This is a genomic window from Cellulomonas sp. NS3, assembly GCF_024757985.1.
In the GTDB taxonomy this organism is placed as follows: Bacteria; Actinomycetota; Actinomycetes; order Actinomycetales; family Cellulomonadaceae; genus Cellulomonas_A.
In genome coordinates this window covers 2,936,228-2,952,726 of sequence record NZ_CP103289.1, presented here as the reverse complement: position 1 = coordinate 2,952,726, position 16,499 = coordinate 2,936,228, and the positions used below count along the sequence as shown (strand labels likewise).

Here is a 16,499-nt window from a genome sequence, read left to right as displayed (position 1 = left end):
GCGCGTCAGGACTCCCCGCCCGCGTTGCCCGAGGTCCCGGCGGTGACGTCGTGCAGCCGGTACCGCTCGATCGCCTGGGCCGGGGCGTCGTGCGCCACGTGACCCTCGCGGGCGAGCTGCTGCAGCACCCGGACGACGACCGAGGGGCCGTCGATCTTGAAGTGCCGCCGCGTCGCCGGCCGGGTGTCCGAGAAGCCGAAGCCGTCGGCACCGAGCGTCGCGTACGTGCCCGGGACCCACTGCCGAATCTGGTCGGGCACGAGGTGGTCGAAGTCGCTGACCGCGACGAACGGACCCTCGGACCCGCGCAGCTTCGTGGTCACGTACGCCTCGTGCTGCTCCTCGCCCGGGTGCAGGAACGCCCGCTCGTCAGCCCGCAGGCCGTCGCGCCGCAGCTCGTTCCAGCTCGTGACCGACCACACCGCGGCGCGCACGCCCCAGTCGTTCGCGAGCAGCTCGCGCGCCTCGAGCGCCCACGGCACCGCGACACCGGACGCGAGGATCTGGGCGCGCGGCCCGTCGCCCTCGGCGTCGGCGACGCGGTGGATGCCGCGCAGGATGCCCTCGACGTCGACGCCCTCGGGCTCGGCCGGCTGGAGCATCGGCTCGTTGTACACCGTGAGGTAGTACATGACGTCCCGGTCACGGCCCGAGTCGGGGCCGTACATGCGGTCGATGCCGTCGCGCACGATGTGCCGGATCTCGTACCCGTACGCCGGGTCGTAGTGCACGACGTGCGGCATGGTCGCCGCGATGACGGGCGAGTGCCCGTCGGCGTGCTGCAGGCCCTCGCCGGTCAGGGTCGTGCGGCCAGCGGTCGCCCCGATGAGGAAGCCGCGGGTCATCTGGTCGCCGGCCGCCCAGAACTGGTCGCCCGTGCGCTGGAACCCGAACATCGAGTAGTAGAAGTAGAACGGCACGAGCGGCTCGCCGTGCGTCGCGTACGACGTGCCGACCGCCTGGAACGCCGCCGCGGAGCCCGCCTCGTTGATGCCGGTGTGCATGATCTGGCCGGCCTCGGACTCCTTGTAGGAGAGCATGAGGTCGCGGTCGACCGCGAGGTAGTGCTGGCCCTGCGTGTTGAAGATCTTGGCGCTCGGGAAGATCGCGTCGAGGCCGAACGTGCGGGCCTCGTCCGGGATGATCGGGACGATCCGGTGGCCGAACTCCTTGTCGCGGACGAGGTCCTTGAACAGGCGCACGAGCGCCATGGTCGTGGCGACCTCCTGCGTCCCCGAGCCCTTGGCGAGCCCCTCGTAGACCTTGTCGCCCGGGACCTGCACCGGGACGTGCTTCTCGCGGCGCTCGGGCACGAACCCGCCGAGCTGGCGACGCCGGTCGAGCATGTACTGGATCGCCGGGTCGTCCGCGCCGGGGTGGAAGTACGGCGGCAGGTACGGGTCCGCGTCGATCTGCTCGTCCGTGATCGGGATGTGCAGCGAGTCGCGCAGCGCCTTGAGGTCGTCGCCCTTGAGCTTCTTCATCTGGTGCGTCGCGTTGCGTCCCGCGAAGCCCGAGCCCAGGCCGTAGCCCTTGATGGTGTGCGCGAGGATCACGGTCGGCTGCCCGGTGTGCGAGCGCGCCGCGGCGTACGCCGCGTAGAGCTTGCGGTAGTCGTGCCCGCCGCGCTTGAGGGCCCAGATCTCGTCGTCCGTCATCTTCTCGACGAGCTGCTTGGTGCGGGGGTCCCGACCGAAGAAGTGCTCGCGGACGAACGCGCCGTCGTTGGCCTTGTACGTCTGGTAGTCGCCGTCCCGCGTCTCGTTCATGAGGTTGACGAGCGCGCGGTCTTTGTCGGCGTTGAGCAGGACGTCCCACTCGCGGCCCCAGATGACCTTGATGACGTTCCAGCCGGCGCCGCGGAACTGCGCCTCGAGCTCCTGGATGATCTTGCCGTTGCCGCGGACCGGGCCGTCGAGGCGCTGCAGGTTGCAGTTGACGACGAACGTCAGGTTGTCGAGGCCCTGCTGCGCCGCGAGCTGCAGCATGCCGCGGCTCTCGGGCTCGTCCATCTCGCCGTCGCCGAGGAACGCCCACACGTCCTGCTGGCTCGTGTCCTTGATGCCGCGCAAGTGCAGGTAGCGGTTGGTCCACGCCTGGTAGATCGCCGACGCCGGGCCGAGGCCCATCGACACCGTGGGGAACTCCCACAGCGTCGGCGCGAGCCGCGGGTGCGGGTAGGACGGCAGGCCGCCGCCCGGGTGCGAGAGCTCCTGGCGGAACCCGTCGAGCTGGTGCTCGGACAGGCGGCCCTCGAGGAACCCGCGGGCGTACACGCCGGGGGAGGCGTGGCCCTGGAAGTAGACCTGGTCGCCGCCGCCCTCGTGGTCCTTGCCCCGGAAGAAGTGGTTCAGCCCCACCTCGTAGAGCGTCGCGACGGACGCGTACGACGAGATGTGCCCGCCGACCGCGATGCCGGGACGCTGGGCGCGCGTGACCATGACGGCCGCGTTCCAGCGGATCCACGAGCGGTAGCGCCGCTCCATGACCTCGTCGCCGGGGAAGTACGGCTCCTCGTGCACGCCGATCGTGTTGACGTACGGCGTGTTCAGGGACGTCGGCACCGCGACGTTGCGCTCACGCGCCCGCTTGAGCAGGCTCAGCAGCACGTAGCGTGCCCGCGGCCCGCCGCGGTCGTCGATCAGGCCGTCGAGCGACTCGACCCACTCACCGGTCTCCTCCGGGTCGAAGTCGGGTACCTGGCTCAGCAGGCCGTTGATGAGCGGCCCTCTCTCGTCGGTCGAAGCCACCAGCGCTCCTCGCCTCTCGTTCGCGGCGGCGCCTGGTCGGCCCCTGCGCGCACCTGGGCCCGTTCCCGACGTTCGTGCGCGGCAGTGCGCGCCGTCGGGCGCGGGGTAGTTCACCCATTGTCCTGCTCCCGGGGCCGGAAAGTCACACCGGGGGCGCTCGGGCGGACGTGACGCTCACGACACCCGCGCCACGCCGGTTCTGCCAGGGCCCTTGCCACGGCGTCACCCGGTGCGGTGGGCTACGGTTTGCGGAATCGAAAGGTCGCCACCTCTGGGCGGCCTCGACGGAAGGGAACGGTCAGCACGTGGCAAGCACCGCGGGCGACGCGGCCACGCAGGCAGCGGTTCGTCTGGGCTTCACCTCCGGTCAGGTGATCCAGGAGTTCGGGTACGACGACGACGTCGACGACGACCTGCGCGCAGCGATCGAGGCTGCCACCGGCACCGAGCTCGTCGACGAGGACTACGACGACGTCACGGACGCCGTCGTGATCTGGTGGCGCGAGGTGGACGGCGACCTCACGGACTCGCTCGTCGACGCGCAGACCGTGCTGGACGACGGTGGCTCGATCTGGGTGTTCACGCCCAAGCCCGGCCGCTCCGGTCACGTCGACCACGGCGACATCGAGGAGGCCGCGACCACCGCGGGGCTCCACGCGACGAGCACCTTCGCGATCGCCTCCGACTGGTCCGCGACGCGGCTCGGGACGCGCGGCCGCGGCAAGTGAGCCCGTCCGGGCCCGACGCGCCCGTCGGCGTCGGTGACCCGGCGCCGGACTTCACCCTCGACGACACCCACGGGACCCCGGTGCGCCTCGGTGCGCTGCGCGGCGCGCCCGTGCTCGTCGTCTTCGTGCCGTTCGCCTTCTCCGGGCGCTGCACGCAGGAGCTGTGCGAGCTCCGCGACAACCTGACCGAGCTCGAGGCCGCCGGCGCCCGGCTGCTCGTGGTCTCGTGCGACGCGACGTTCTCCCTGCGCGCGTGGGCCGAGCAGGAGGGGTACCCGTTCGCGCTGCTCTCCGACTTCTGGCCGCACGGCGAGGTCGCCCGCGCGTACGGGGTGTTCGACGAGGCGCACGGGCTCGCGCTGCGGGGGAGCTTCCTCGTCGACGCCGACGGCGTGGTCCGCTGGTGCGTGCGCAACCCGCGCGGCGTCGTGCGGGACCTCGCGGAGTACCGGACGGCGCTCGCGGCCCTCCCCGGCGCCCCCTTCTGAGGGTCCGCGGCGGGTAGGCTGTGCCCCCGTCGCAAGGGGCCTGTAGCTCAGCTGGTCAGAGCGCCGCGCTTACACCGCGGAGGTCGCCGGTTCGAAACCGGCCGGGCCCACCCCTTCGTCCGGACGGCTGCGGGCGACCCGCGTGCGCCGCGTGCGGGCCGTCGTCGCCGGCGGCCACGTGGCGCGGGGTACGGTCGCCCGGTGGGAGACGCGCGCGACCGGTGGCTCGACGAGGGTGTGCGCGTGCTGGCCGCCGAGGGGTCCGCAGGGCTGCGGATCGACCGGATCGCCGCACGGCTCGGCCTGTCCAAGGGCTCCTTCCACCACCACTTCGACGGCGCCGACGGGTACCGCCGTGCGCTCCTCGCGCACGTCGAGCGGCTCGCGGTGGCGGCGGTCGACCGGGCGGTGGCGCAGACCGCCGACGCCCGGGACGTCCGGTCGGTGCTCGCGCGGCTCACCGCGCTGGTCGAGCCCGCGGCCGCCGGGCTGTACCGGCCGGAGCTCGACGTCGCGCTGCGCGCGTGGGCGACGACCGACGACGACGCCCGCGCCGTCCAGGCGCGGATCGACGGCGCCCGCCTGGCGGCCCTGGAGCGGGTGTGGCGGCCGCACACGGGGTCGGCCGAGGAGGCGCGCCGCGCGGCGCTGCTGCCGTACCTCGCTCTCGTGGGCGCGGCCGTGGTGGTGCCGCCGGTCGGTGCGGCGGAGCTGCGGGCGGTGCTGGAACAGCTGCTGCCGCTCGTCCCCGAGGGGGACGCCGCGCCGGAGGCGTGACGGCGGTCGGCTCCCGGCTGCTCTGGTCGCGCCGCCGTACCATACGGTACGGTATGGCGACGACCGCAGAGGAGCGCCACCATGTCGCCCACGCCCGACCCCGTCTGGCCGGTGCTCGTGCTCGCGCTGGTGCAGCTCGTCGACGCGGCCGCGTGCGTGCGGCCGGTGCCCTTCGTGGCCCGGTGCCTCGACGACGTCGGCTTCCCGCGGCGCTGGTGGTGGGTCCTGCCGCCGCTCAAGCTGGCCGCGGTGGGCGGGCTGGTGCTCGGTCTCGTCGTCCCGTACCTCGGCGCCCTCACGTGCGGGGCGCTCGTCGCGTACTTCGTCGTCGCCGTCGGCATGCACGTGCGGGCGCGCGACCTCGGCCGGAACCTGTTCGTCAACGCCCTCGGGATGCTGGCGCTCTGCGTCGCCGCCGGGGTGATCGCCTTCGCGGGCGTTCCGGCCGCGTGAGGACCGCGCGACGGGTGGGCGACGGGTGCGGCGCGCCGCCTGCTAGCGTCGCGCGGTGCACGTCGCGGCCCTGACCGTCCACCCCGTGAAGTCGTTGCGCGGCCAGCCCGTCGCGGCGGCCGAGGTCGAGCGCGCGGGCCTGCGCGGCGACCGCCGGTGGATGCTCGTCGACCCCGAGGGTGCTGCGGTCACCGCACGGCGGCACCCCGGGCTGCTCGGGGTGAGCGCGCGGACGTCCCCCGGGGGCGGGGTCGTGCTGAGCCACCCGGGGCGCGACGACCTGCCCGTCGCGCCGCCCCTCGACGGGCGTCCGGTGGCCGTGGGCCTGTCCCGCGTCCGCCGCGTGCGGGCGGCGGGGCCCGACGCCGACGCGTGGTTGCGGGCTGTGCTCGGGCTCGACGTGCGGCTCGTGTGGCAGGACGAGCCGGCGCGGCGCCCGGTCGACCCGGCCCACGGCGGCCGCCCGGGCGACGTCCTGAGCCTCGCGGACGACGGCCCCGTGCTGGTCACGGTCGTGGCGTCGCTGCGCCGGCTCGACGCGTGGGTCGCCACGGCACCGGCGCGCACCGTCCCCGGGCGCCCCGCCCCCGCGACGGCCGGTGTCGACGAGGGCCGGGGTGCCGCCGCCGGGAGCGCCGCCCCGCACGCGCCGCTCGCGATGGAGCGCTTCCGGCCCAACCTCGTGGTCGACGGCGACGTCGAGCCGTTCGCGGAGGACGCGTGGCCCGGCATCCGGGTCGGCGACGTCGAGCTGCGGTTCGCGGAGCACTGCGACCGGTGCGTCATGACGACGGTCGACCCGACGACCCTCGTGCGCGGGCAGGAGCCGCTGCGCACGCTCGCGAGGCACCGGCGCTGGGACGGCAAGGTGTGGTTCGGCGTGCGGATGGTCCCCGTGACCACGGGCCGGGTCGCGGTCGGGGACGCCGTCACGGTGCTCGGCGAGCGGCGTCCCGGCGGGTAGCGTTCCGTCCGTGACCCGCGACGACGCCCTGCCCCTCGCCGAGGTCGTGCGGCTCCTGGAGCGCCGCTACCCGCCCGGGACCGCCGAGTCGTGGGACGCCGTCGGGCTCGTGACGGGCGACCCGCGCCAACCGGTGCGCAAGGTGCTGCTCGCCGTCGACCCGGTCGCCGCGGTCGTCGACGAGGCCGTCGCCTGGGGCGCCGACCTCGTGCTCGTGCACCACCCGCTGCTGCTGCGCCCGGTGACCTCGGTCGCCGCGACGACGTTCAAGGGCGCGCTGGTCCACCGGCTCGTGCGGTCGGGCATCGCGCTGCACGTCGCGCACACCAACGCCGACGCCGCGCACGGCGGGGTCGCCGAGGCGCTCGCCGACGCCGTCGGGCTCGTCGACCAGGTGCCGCTCGTCGCCCAGCCCGTCGAGGCGCTCGACAAGCACGTCGTGTTCGTCCCCGTCGCGAACGCCGAGCGGCTCGTCGACGCGCTCGCGGCCGCGGGGGCCGGCGCGATCGGGGAGTACAGCCGCTGCGCGTGGCGGACCACGGGGGAGGGCACGTTCACCCCGTCCGAGCGGGCCGACCCCGCGGTCGGCCGCCGGGGCGAGGTCACGACCGTCGTCGAGGCGCGCGTCGAGATGGTCGCGCCCCGCCGTCTGCGCCGTGCCGTGACCGCGGCGATGCGCGCGGCGCACCCGTACGAGGAGGTCGCGTTCGACGTGCTCGAGCTCGCGCGCGAGGACGGCGCGACGGGGCTCGGTCGCGTCGGGCGCCTGCCCGGGCCGACGACGCTGCGGGGCCTCGCGGAGCTCGTCGCGCAGGCGCTGCCGGCGACCGCGCAGGGCGTGCGCTTCGCGGGCGACCCGGACGGCACGGTCGAGCGCGTCGCGGTCCTCGGAGGGTCGGGCGACTCGCTGTTCGACGCCGTGCGCGCGGCCGGCGTCGACGCCTACCTCACCGCCGACCTGCGTCACCACCCCGCGTCGGAGCTGCGGGAGCGCGCCGAGTTCGAGGCCGCGCCGGGCACGCCCGCGACCCCGTACCTCGTCGACGTCGCGCACTTCGCCTCCGAGTGGCCGTGGCTCGAGCGCGCCGCCGCCGACCTGCGCGCGGACGCCCTCGCCGCCGGCGCTACGGTGGAGACCAGGGTCAGCACGCTGCGCACCGATCCGTGGTCCGGCCGGGTCCCGAGCCCGGACCGCCCCCCGTCGTCGGAAGGAACCGCCCCGTGACCACCGCACCCCCCGAGGACCAGCGCAGGCTCCTCGACCTGCAGCAGCTCGACACGCGGCTCGACCAGATCGCGCACCGCAAGCGCACCCACCCGGTCCTGGCCCGGCTCGCCGAGGTCGACAGCCGCCTCGCCGACCTCGACACCGCGCTCGTCGCCTCCCGCACCGCCGCGAGCGACCTGCGCCGCGAGGTCACCAAGGCCGAGACCGACGTCGAGCAGGTCCGCACCCGTGCGGCGCGCGACCAGGCGCGGCTCGACTCCGGGTCCGGGAGCCCGAAGGACCTCCAGGCGCTGCAGAGCGAGCTCGCGTCGCTCGCGCGCCGGCAGGACGAGCTCGAGGAGGTCGAGCTCGAGGTCATGGAGCGGCTCGAGGCGCACGAGTCGGCCCTCGCCGGGCTGACGTCCGCGCACGCCGAGGTCGTCGCGCAGAAGGCCGAGCTCGTCGCTGAGCGCGACGCCGCGTTCGCCGAGCTCGACGCCGAGGCCGAGAAGGTCGCCGTGCAGCGTGCCGAGCTCGCGTCGCCGCTCGACGAGAAGCTCCTGGCGCTCTACGAGCGGCTGCGCGGCCGGCTCGGCGGCGTGGCGGTCGCGGCGCTGCGGCGCGGCCGGTCCGAGGGCAGCGGGCTCCAGGTGCCCGGGACCGAGCTCGCGCGCATCAAGGCGCTCCCGCCCGAGGAGATCGTGTACTGCGAGGACTCCGGGCGCATCCTCGTGCGCGGTGAGGACGCCTTCTGATGACGTCGACGGGCGGCGCCGCGGGCTCGCCCCGCCGGCTCGTCGTCGAGGCGGACGGGGGGTCGCGCGGCAACCCGGGGCCCGCCGGGTACGGCGCCCTCGTCCGTGACGCGTCCACCGGGCAGGTGCTCGCCGAGCGCGCCGACCACCTCGGCGTCACGACGAACAACGTCGCCGAGTACTCGGGGCTCGTCGCCGGGCTCGAGGCGGCCGCGCAGATCGACCCCGCCGCGCTCGTCGAGGTGCGGATGGACTCGCGGCTCGTCGTCGAGCAGATGTCGGGGCGCTGGCAGCTCAAGCACGAGGACATGCGCCGCCTCGCCCGGCGCGCGGCCGAGGTGCTCCCGCGCGCGCAGGTGACGTACACGTGGGTGCCCCGCGCCGAGAACTCCGCGGCCGACGCGCTGGCGAACGAGGCGATGGACACGCGCGGCCCCGTCTCGCGGGACCCCGGGCCGACCCCCGACGCGCCCTCCCCGGGGCTGCCGGCCGCACCGGCGCCCGTCGGTGACGGCGTCCCCGCGCGGCGCCCGCGCCCGTCCGGCGCGGCCGTCCGCTTCGACGACGACCAGCCCGTCACGGTCGTGCTCGTGCGCCACGGCGAGACGACCATGACCGTCTCCCGGGGCTACTCGGGCTCCTCCGAGCCGGGGCCGTCGCTCAACGAGCACGGGCGCGACCAGGCCGCGGCGGCGGCGGAGCTCGTTCGGCGGGTCGGCCGTGACCTGTGGGGCGACATCCCGTACCCGAGCGAGCTGCTCGCCTCGCCGATGGTGCGCACGCAGGAGACCGCGGCGGTCGTCGCACGCCGGCTCGGACTGCCCGTGCGCACCGAGCCGGCGTTCCGGGAGGCCGACTTCGGCGCCTGGCAGGGGCTCACCGCGGAGCAGATCGAGGAACGCTGGCCCGGCATGCTCGTGCCCTGGCACACGCGCGCCGACGTCCGGCCGCCGGACGGGGAGTCGATCGAGGACGTCGGCCGCCGCATCCAGGGCGGGCTCGACGCGCTGCTCGCGGGCGGGGTCGACCGGACCGTCGTCGTCGTCAGCCACGCGGTCGCGATCCGCGCGGCGCTCGGGCTCGCGATGCGCGCGCAGCCGTCGGCGTGGAGCCAGCTCCGCGTCGCGCCCGCGTCCGTGAGCATCGTGCGCCTGTTCGAGGACGGGCGGACCGAGGTCGCCGTCGCCGGCGCACCGAGCGAGGGCTGGGCGCCCGCGCGCTGACGTCGCCGCGCCCCGGGGTCCGGCCTCCGGCCTGCGTCAGCGCACGACCACCCGGCCTGCGTCAGTGCACGGCCGCCCGGCGTGCGTCGGCGCACCCGGCGTGCGTCGGCGCACGGCCGCCCGGCGTGCGTCGGCGCACGGCCGCCCGGCGTGCGTCAGCGCACGACCAGCGAGAGCACGCGGGCGCCGGCGCGGGGACGCGCGCCGAGCTCCACGTCGAGCAGCGTGCCGTCGGCCAGGAGCTCCGCGGCCGCCGCCGCGAGCTGCTCGGCGTCGCGGGGCTCGCGTCCGGGCCGCACGAGCAGGTGGCGCGTGAGCACGCCGCGCGTGTGCTTGGCGTTGTGGGAGACGACGGACCGCAGGCCGTCGAGCTCGCGCAGGACGCGTACCTGCACCCAGTCCGCGTCCGCGGGCGGGCGCCACGCCGCCAGGTACGCCGCCGAGCGGCAGTCCACGACGAGCCGCTCTCGGGCGGCGGTGTCGAGCTCGGCGGCGAGCGGGTCGCGCCAGGCGGGGGCGAGCGGACCGACGCCGGGCAGGTCCGTGCCCATCGAGAGCCGGTACGCCGGGATGCGGTCGGCCGGGGAGACGAGCCCCCAGAGCGCGGAGACGGTCCGCACGGTCCGGGTCGAGCGCTCGCGCGCCCGGCGCGGGAGGTCGTCGAGACCGGCCGCGGCGTACAGGACGCCCGTGTACACGCGGGACGCACGTGCCGTCGGCGCCTCGCGCAGCCTCACGTTGCGCGCCACCTCGCCCGCGAGCGACGCCCCCGCGCCGAGGACGGCCGTCGCGTCGGGTCGCGCACTCACCTCGACGAGCGCGTCGAGCACCTTCCGGCGCACCGGCCCGAGCTCGGGGGAGGAGAGGGCGTCGAGGTCGAGGGCCGGGCCGCGCGCCGGCGCGGTCTTGCCCTCCGAGGGCGGCAGGAGCACGAGCACCCGAAGACTCTAGGCTGCCCGCACCGCGAGCGACGACGCGCTGCGCGGCCGCGACCCGGAGGTGGCTCATGGCTCAGGTCAAGATCTACGGACGCCGCGACGTCTGGGCGCCCCGGCGGCGCGAGGTGTCCGACGCGGTGCACGCCGCGCTCGTCGGCGCATGGCAGCTGCCCGAGGACAAGCGCTTCCACCGGTTCCTGCTGCTCGACGCCGAGGACCTCGTCGCACCGCGCTCGCCCGCCTACCTGGTCGTCGAGATCGTGTGCTTCACCGGGCGCAGCCCCGCCGCCCGACGCGCGCTGATCGCCGCGTTCTTCGACGACGTGGCGCCCGCGCTCGGGCTCGACGCCGACGACCTCGAGGTCGTCGTCCTGGAGAGCCCGCCCGCGAGCTGGGGCATCCGCGGGGTCGCGGGCGACGAGCTCACGCTCGGGTACCGCGTCGACGTCTGACCCCGGTCGTCCCGGCGCATCGCGCCCCCGGGCGCCGCGGCGCACTAGGCTGGTCCCGGATGAGCTGGCCAGACGGCCGCGTCGAGCCCCCGGGCTCGCCGAGGAACGTCCGGGCTCCACAGGGCAGGGTGGTGGGTAACACCCACCCGGGGCGACCCGCGGGACAGTGCCACAGAGAGAAGACCGCCACGCCCGCCCTCCGGGGCAGGCGGGGTAAGGGTGAAAGGGTGGTGTAAGAGACCACCAGCGTGCCGGGTGACCGGTGCGGCTAGGTAAACCCCACCCGGAGCAAGGCCAGACAGGGAGCGTTCGAGGGCTGCCCGCCCGAGCTCCCGGGTAGGCCGCTGGAGGCGTGCGGCAACGTACGTCGTAGATGGATGGCCGTCACCCGCGCGGGGGCAACCGCGCGCGGGCACAGAACCCGGCGTACCGGCCAGCTCATCCGCTCCGGGCGCGTCAGCCGTCGCGCCGCGCGGCCGCCTCCGCGGCGAGCTCGGCCGGTGTGGACTGCAGGAGGCAGAACTCGTTGCCCTCGGGGTCGGCGAGCACGAGCCAGCTCACGCTCGCCTCCTGCCCGACGTCGACCCGCCGGGCGCCGAGCCCGAGCAGGCGACCGAGCTCGGTCTGCTGGTCGGAGCCGTCCGGCGGGCGCAGGTCGAGGTGCAGGCGGTTCTTGATCGTCTTCGCCTCGGGGACCTGCAGGAAGAGCAGCGTCAGCGGTGACCCCGACGGGTCGCCGATCGCGACCTCGTCGTCGTCCGGGTCCTCGTCCTCGAGCACCTGCCACCCCAGCACCTGAGCCCACCACTCCGCGAGCCTGCGCGGCGCCGCGCAGTCCACCGACAGGGTGTCGACGACGAGTCCCATGGGCCGACGCTAGACCGGACGGGCGCGCGGGGCGACACGACCGTCGGGCGTCGACGCACGCTCGGCCGGTCGGGAGCGACGGCCCGCGGACGACGCCCGGCCCCGCGGCCAGCGCCGCCTCAGCTGCACTGGCGACGCAGCCGCTCGACGTGCCGCGCGTGCTCCTGCGCGAGCCACGGCGTCGCGAGCCGGGCGTCGTCGGGCGTGCGCCCGTGGACGAGCGCGTCGAGGTACGCCCGGTCGGCGGCGAGCCGGCGCGCGAGCTCGGCGCGGTCACCGACGTGACCGTGGCCCGGGACGAGCACCCGGACGCCGTCGGCCTCGGCGGCCTCCTCCATCACGTCCAGGGCCGCGGCGTAGTCGCCGACGGGGTCCTCGGCGTCGACGTCGAGGAGCGGGATCTCGAGGTCGGACAGCATGTCGCCCGCGAGCAGCACGCCGGCCTCGGGCAGCACGAGCGCCGCGTGGCCCGGGCAGTGCGCGCGGTGGGGGAGCACCCGGACCGCCGCGCCGTCCCACGGGACCGTCACGGCGTCCGCCTCGAGCGCCGTCAGGGCACCGAACAGGTCGGGGTCGTGGCCCGGCGCCGCCTCGTCGGCCTTCGCGAGGTCCGACGCCCGCGTGCGTCGCAGCGCGTCGACCGCGGTCCGCGTCGCCCACCGCGGCACGCCGGGCCAGCGCGGCGACCACAGCACGTGGTCCCAGTGCGGGTGGGTCGAGACGCCGGCGACGACCCGCCGTCCCGTCGCGTCGAGCGCGTCCGCGAGCGCGTCGACCTCGGCGGGCGTGATCGCGGGGTCGACGACGAGGCAGGTGCCGTCGGGTCCGTCGACGACCGTGCTGAGCGTCGTCCAGATCTCCGCCGTCGCCGTGTGCACCCCCGGCGCGACCCGGGTGAGCCGCGCCGGGGGAGGCACCGGCGTCGTCAGTGCCGGGCCTGCGCCGCGAGGGCCGCCGCGCCCACGATGCCTGCGGCGTTGCGCAGCTCGGCGGGCACGATGCGCGTGCGCAGGTCGAGCAGCGGCAGGAACTTCGCGTGGTGCTTGCTGACGCCGCCGCCGACGACGATGAGGTCGGGCCAGAACAGGTCCTCGACGACGCGGAAGTAGCGCTGCAGCCGCGCCGACCACTGCGCGTAGTCCAGGTCCTCGCGCTCGCGGGCGCTGTCCGCGGCCCGGGTCTCGGCGTCGTGCCCGTCGATCTCGAGGTGCCCGAGCTCGGTGTTCGGCACGAGGTGACCGTCGACGATCAGCGCCGAGCCGATGCCCGTGCCGAGCGTCACGACGAGCACGACGCCCTTCTGGCCGTGCGCGGCGCCGTAGACGGTCTCGGCGTAGCCGGCGGCGTCGGCGTCGTTGACCGCGACGACACGGCGGCCGGTCGCCTGCGCGACGACCTCCTCCACGTTCGTGCCGATCCACGACTTGTCGACGTTGGCGGCGGACTGCGCGACCCCGTGCAGGATCACCGCCGGGAACGTCACCCCGACGGGCAGCTCGGGCGGGAGCTGGAAGGCGTCGACGACCTCGGCGACGGTGCGCGCGACGGCGTCCGGGGTCGCGGGCTGCGGGGTGGGGATCCGGACGCGGTCGGCGCTGAACTCCCCGGTGCTCAGGTCGACGGGCGCGCCCTTGATGCCGCTCCCGCCGATGTCGATGCCGAACGCCGTGCCGGCCTCGCCGTGGGCGCCCTTGCCGTGCGTCTTCTCGTGGTCCTTCTCGTGGTGCTTGCTCATGGCAGCGTCAGGATCTCCGTCCCGGTCTCGGTGACGAGCAGGGTGTGCTCGAACTGGGCACTGCGGCGGCCGTCCGCGGTCACGACGGTCCAGCCGTCGTCCCACAGGACCCAGTCGGGTGTCCCGAGGTTGAGCATCGGCTCGATCGTGAACACCATCCCGGGCTCGATGACGGTCGCGTACGCCGGCGCGGCGTCGTAGTGCGGCACGACGAGCCCGGTGTGGAACGCCTCGCCGACCCCGTGGCCGGTGTAGTCGCGCACCACGCCGTACCCGAAGCGCTGCGCGTACTTCTCGATGACCCGCCCGATGACGTTGATCTCGCGCCCCGGCACGACCGCCTTGACGGCCCGTGCGAGCGCCTCCCGGGTCCGCTCGACGAGCAGCGCGGACTCCTCGTCGAGCTCCCCGACGCCGAACGTCGCGTTGTTGTCGCCGTGCACCCGGCCGACGTAGGCCGTGATGTCGACGTTCACGAGGTCGCCCTCGACGAGCACCGTCGAGTCGGGGATCCCGTGGCAGACGACCTCGTTGACCGAGGTGCACAGCGACTTGGGGAAGCCGCGGTAGCCGAGCGTTGACGGGTAGGCGTGGTGGTCGAGCAGGAACTCGTGGCCGACGCGGTCGAGCTCGTCGGTCGTCACGCCGGGCGCGACATGCCGCCCGACCTCCTCGAGCGCCTGCGCGGCGATCCGCGCGGCGACGCGGATGCGCTCGACCGTCTCGGGGTCGACGACGTCGCTCCCCGTGTACGGCGCGGGTCCGGGGCGGCCCACGTACTCGGGCCGCGCGATCGAGGAGGGCACGTCGCGGCGCGGGCTCACGGTCCCGGGGACCAGCGCCGGTCTCGACGCGTGCAGGGTCGACATGAGTGGCAGTCTACGGAGAGGTGCCGCGGAACGGCGGCTGAGCAGCAGGAAGGCACTTCCGGGTGCCCCGAAACCGGCGGAGGAACCATGACCGGGACGGACCGCGAGTTCTACTACAACACCGAGACCGGCCAGGTCGAGGAGGGCAAGGTCTCGGACTGGACCGGCCGGATGGGCCCGTACCCGACGCGCGAGGCCGCCGAGCACGCGCTCGACCAGGCGAAGGCCCGGACGCGCGCGTGGGACGAGGAGGACGAGCGCCGGCGCTGACGCAGGGCTCGTCGCCGGCCCGGTCCCGGTGCGCCCGGGTCGGCGGATGCCGGGACCCGGTGCTCGCGCCCGCGTCAGCGCGGCCGAAGGTGCGCCACGACCGGGCGGTGGTCGCTCCCCCCGACGGCAGGGAGCACGTCGAAGCCGACGACCTCCCACACCTCCGGGTCGACCAGCACGTGGTCGATCGGCGTCGACAGCCAGCTGGGCATCCCGGCCGGCCACGTGCCCAGCGCGGCGGCCCCGGCGGACTCCGCCGCGTCGACGCACGAGCCGAGGTCACGCAGCCCGGGGTGGTCGAGGGTCGCGTTGAGGTCGCCCGCGACGACGACGCCCGACGTCCCGTCGCAGGTCTGCGCGACGAGGCTCGTCTCCCGGCGCCAGTCGTCCATCGCAGCGAGCGAGAACGGCGCTGTCGGGTGCGCGGCGACGAGCAGCGGCGAGCGCCCGACCGCCGCGGCGCGCGCCCCGCGGGCCGAGGTGGCGTCACCCGCGACCGGGTCGGCGCGGAACCCGGCCAGCACCGTGGGCAGCTCGGACGTGACCTGGTACCGGCCGAGATCGGTCGCCACGAGCAAGGCCGTCGAGGCGACCGGGGCGCCGCCCCCCGTGCTCCGCCCGAAGACCCACACCGGACGGCCGGCGTCCTCGAGCAGCGCCGCGGTGGCCCTCGCCGTGGCCGGCACGGTCTCCGGGAGCACGACCACGTCCGCGCCGTGCTCGAGCACGAGAGGCGCGAGGTCCGCGGACGTGACGACGCCGAGGGTGTTGAACGCCAGCACCACCACGTCCCCGTCCTCGCGCGCCGCCGTGACGTCGCCGTCCCATCCGCGGGCGCCGAGCACCCCGACGTGCGCCGCAGCCCCGGCCAGGAGCACCCCGGCCGAGACCACCCCGACACGCGAGCGCCGGGCCCGCGGGACGAGCAGCACCGCGACGCCCAGCACGAGCATGCCGAGCGCGACGGGCATGCGGAACGCCACGAGGTGCGCGCCGACGACCCGTCCGGCCGCGTCGAACGCCCCGGGCGCCACGAGGACGACGACGACGCCCAGGAGCGTGAGGGGCAGCGCCCAGACGGCGAGCCGTCTGGGCGGTCGCGGGCCGGGGCGCCGAGCCGGCTCCTCGGGTGCCGGCCGGGGCGTCGTCGCGCTCAGCTCTCGAACGAGTGCGCCGCGTCGGGGAACCCGCCCGAGCGCACGTCGTCGGCGTAGGCGCGGGCCGCCTCCCCGAGGAGCCGGCCGACCTGCGCGTACTGCTTCGCGAACCGGGGCGACCAGTCGCCCATGCCCGCCATGTCGAGCCACACGAGGACCTGGCCGTCGCACTCGGGGCCGGCGCCGATGCCGATCGTCGGGATCTCCAGGATCTCGGTCACGCGCGCGGCGACGTGCGTGGGCACCATCTCGAGGACGACCGCGACGGCGCCGGCCTCCTGGAGGGCGAGCGCGTCCTCGCTCAGCGTCGCGGCAGCGGCGTCGCCGCGGCCCTGGACCCGCTTGCCGCCGAGCATGTTCTCGGACTGCGGGGTGAAGCCGAGGTGCCCGACGACGGGGATGCCCGCGTCGGTCAGCGCACGGACCTGCGCGGCGCACCGCTTGCCGCCCTCGAGCTTGACCGCGTGCGCGCCCGCCTCCTTGAAGAACCGCACGCCCGTCTCGAGCGCCTGCTGCGCGCCCGCCTCGTAGGAGCCGAACGGCAGGTCGGCCACGACGAGCGAGCGGCGCACCGAGCGCGTGACCGCGCGCACCGCGGGGACCAGCTCGTCGACCGTGACCGGGATGGTCGTCTCGTGGCCGAGCATCGTGTTGCCGATCGAGTCGCCCACGAGCAGCAGGTCGATGCCGGCCTCGTCGAAGATGCGCGCCGTCGGGGCGTCGTAGGCGGTGAGCATCGTGATCTTCTGGCCGCGCTCCTTCGCCTCGCGCAGGTGGTGCACGCGCACGCGCTTGGGGGTCTCGCTCATCGCCGCTGCTCCTGGTCGTCCGGGGTGGGCGGGGCGCACGCCGGTGTGCGCCCCGGG

The 16,499-nt window shown here is 75.4% G+C and carries 18 protein-coding genes, 1 tRNA gene and 1 other RNA gene; 12 read left to right on the top strand and 8 right to left on the bottom strand.

What is annotated here, in order from left to right; translation table 11 throughout:
- Positions 1-5: 5 nt before the first annotated feature.
- Positions 6-2,750 (bottom strand): pyruvate dehydrogenase (acetyl-transferring), homodimeric type, encoded by a 2,745-nt coding sequence (aceE, locus tag NXY84_RS13520; protein ID WP_258723606.1) that lies wholly within the window; start codon positions 2,748-2,750, stop codon positions 6-8.
- A 305-nt stretch (positions 2,751-3,055) separates the two neighbouring features.
- On the opposite strand from aceE, the gene NXY84_RS13515 reads away from it, so the two are divergent.
- From NXY84_RS13515 to NXY84_RS13475, 9 genes are all read left to right on the top strand, one after another.
- Positions 3,056-3,478 (top strand): DUF3052 domain-containing protein, encoded by a 423-nt coding sequence (locus tag NXY84_RS13515; protein ID WP_258723605.1) that lies wholly within the window; start codon positions 3,056-3,058, stop codon positions 3,476-3,478.
- Positions 3,475-3,966: a peroxiredoxin gene (locus NXY84_RS13510; protein WP_258723604.1), complete on the top strand. Its 492-nt coding sequence runs from the start codon at positions 3,475-3,477 to the stop codon at positions 3,964-3,966. The genes NXY84_RS13515 and NXY84_RS13510 overlap by 4 nt, the downstream gene beginning before the upstream one ends.
- Before the next feature lie 36 nt (positions 3,967-4,002).
- A tRNA-Val gene (locus tag NXY84_RS13505) sits at positions 4,003-4,076 on the top strand.
- A 91-nt stretch (positions 4,077-4,167) separates the two neighbouring features.
- Positions 4,168-4,743: a TetR/AcrR family transcriptional regulator gene (locus tag NXY84_RS13500; protein ID WP_258723603.1), complete on the top strand. Its 576-nt coding sequence runs from the start codon at positions 4,168-4,170 to the stop codon at positions 4,741-4,743.
- An 81-nt stretch (positions 4,744-4,824) separates the two neighbouring features.
- On the top strand, positions 4,825-5,196 hold the full coding sequence (locus NXY84_RS13495; protein WP_258723602.1) for a DoxX family protein: 372 nt from the start codon (positions 4,825-4,827) through the stop codon (positions 5,194-5,196).
- Between the two features lie 55 nt (positions 5,197-5,251).
- Complete coding sequence (locus tag NXY84_RS13490; RefSeq protein ID WP_258723601.1) at positions 5,252-6,160, top strand: MOSC domain-containing protein; 909 nt, start codon at positions 5,252-5,254, stop codon at positions 6,158-6,160.
- 10 nt (positions 6,161-6,170) lie between these two features.
- Positions 6,171-7,385, top strand: a complete 1,215-nt coding sequence (locus tag NXY84_RS13485) for a Nif3-like dinuclear metal center hexameric protein (protein ID WP_258723600.1) — start codon at positions 6,171-6,173, stop codon at positions 7,383-7,385.
- Entirely contained in the window at positions 7,382-8,122 is a 741-nt protein-coding gene (locus NXY84_RS13480; RefSeq protein ID WP_258723599.1) for a zinc ribbon domain-containing protein, read from the top strand. The genes NXY84_RS13485 and NXY84_RS13480 overlap by 4 nt, the downstream gene beginning before the upstream one ends.
- Positions 8,122-9,345, top strand: coding sequence for a bifunctional RNase H/acid phosphatase (locus tag NXY84_RS13475; RefSeq protein ID WP_258723598.1), 1,224 nt, complete (start codon positions 8,122-8,124; stop codon positions 9,343-9,345). The genes NXY84_RS13480 and NXY84_RS13475 overlap by 1 nt, the downstream gene beginning before the upstream one ends.
- Before the next feature lie 155 nt (positions 9,346-9,500).
- On the opposite strand, the gene NXY84_RS13470 is transcribed toward NXY84_RS13475, so the two are convergent.
- The gene (locus NXY84_RS13470; protein WP_258723597.1) at positions 9,501-10,283 is read right to left on the bottom strand and encodes a YaaA family protein; all 783 of its coding nucleotides are present in this window, start codon (positions 10,281-10,283) and stop codon (positions 9,501-9,503) included.
- A 68-nt stretch (positions 10,284-10,351) separates the two neighbouring features.
- Between NXY84_RS13470 and NXY84_RS13465 the strand changes: the two genes are divergently transcribed.
- Both NXY84_RS13465 and rnpB read left to right on the top strand, forming a co-directional pair.
- The gene (locus tag NXY84_RS13465; protein WP_258723596.1) at positions 10,352-10,735 is read left to right on the top strand and encodes a tautomerase family protein; all 384 of its coding nucleotides are present in this window, start codon (positions 10,352-10,354) and stop codon (positions 10,733-10,735) included.
- A gap of 60 nt (positions 10,736-10,795) precedes the next feature.
- An RNA gene (rnpB, locus tag NXY84_RS13460) (RNase P RNA component class A) lies at positions 10,796-11,180 on the top strand.
- 11 nt (positions 11,181-11,191) lie between these two features.
- Here rnpB and NXY84_RS13455 read toward each other — a convergent pair.
- From NXY84_RS13455 to map, 4 genes are all read right to left on the bottom strand, one after another.
- A complete protein-coding gene (locus tag NXY84_RS13455; RefSeq protein WP_258723595.1) occupies positions 11,192-11,602 on the bottom strand; it encodes a VOC family protein in 411 nt (136 codons plus the stop codon).
- A 119-nt stretch (positions 11,603-11,721) separates the two neighbouring features.
- A complete protein-coding gene (locus NXY84_RS13450) occupies positions 11,722-12,480 on the bottom strand; it encodes an MBL fold metallo-hydrolase (RefSeq protein ID WP_258723594.1) in 759 nt (252 codons plus the stop codon).
- Between the two features lie 47 nt (positions 12,481-12,527).
- Entirely contained in the window at positions 12,528-13,337 is an 810-nt protein-coding gene (gene ppgK / locus NXY84_RS13445; RefSeq protein ID WP_258723593.1) for a polyphosphate--glucose phosphotransferase, read from the bottom strand.
- The gene (gene map, locus NXY84_RS13440) at positions 13,334-14,206 is read right to left on the bottom strand and encodes a type I methionyl aminopeptidase (RefSeq protein ID WP_258723592.1); all 873 of its coding nucleotides are present in this window, start codon (positions 14,204-14,206) and stop codon (positions 13,334-13,336) included. Before map ends, ppgK begins: the two co-directional genes overlap by 4 nt.
- 87 nt (positions 14,207-14,293) lie before the next feature.
- Between map and NXY84_RS13435 the strand changes: the two genes are divergently transcribed.
- Positions 14,294-14,476, top strand: coding sequence for an SPOR domain-containing protein (locus NXY84_RS13435; RefSeq protein WP_258723591.1), 183 nt, complete (start codon positions 14,294-14,296; stop codon positions 14,474-14,476).
- Positions 14,477-14,550: 74 nt separating this feature from the next.
- Here the strand turns inward: NXY84_RS13435 and NXY84_RS13430 are convergent, their stop codons facing one another.
- The gene (locus tag NXY84_RS13430; RefSeq protein ID WP_258723590.1) at positions 14,551-15,510 is read right to left on the bottom strand and encodes an endonuclease/exonuclease/phosphatase family protein; all 960 of its coding nucleotides are present in this window, start codon (positions 15,508-15,510) and stop codon (positions 14,551-14,553) included.
- Between the two features lie 119 nt (positions 15,511-15,629).
- Positions 15,630-16,442: a 3-methyl-2-oxobutanoate hydroxymethyltransferase gene (gene panB / locus NXY84_RS13425; protein WP_258723589.1), complete on the bottom strand. Its 813-nt coding sequence runs from the start codon at positions 16,440-16,442 to the stop codon at positions 15,630-15,632.
- Between the last annotated feature and the right edge of the window lie 57 nt (positions 16,443-16,499).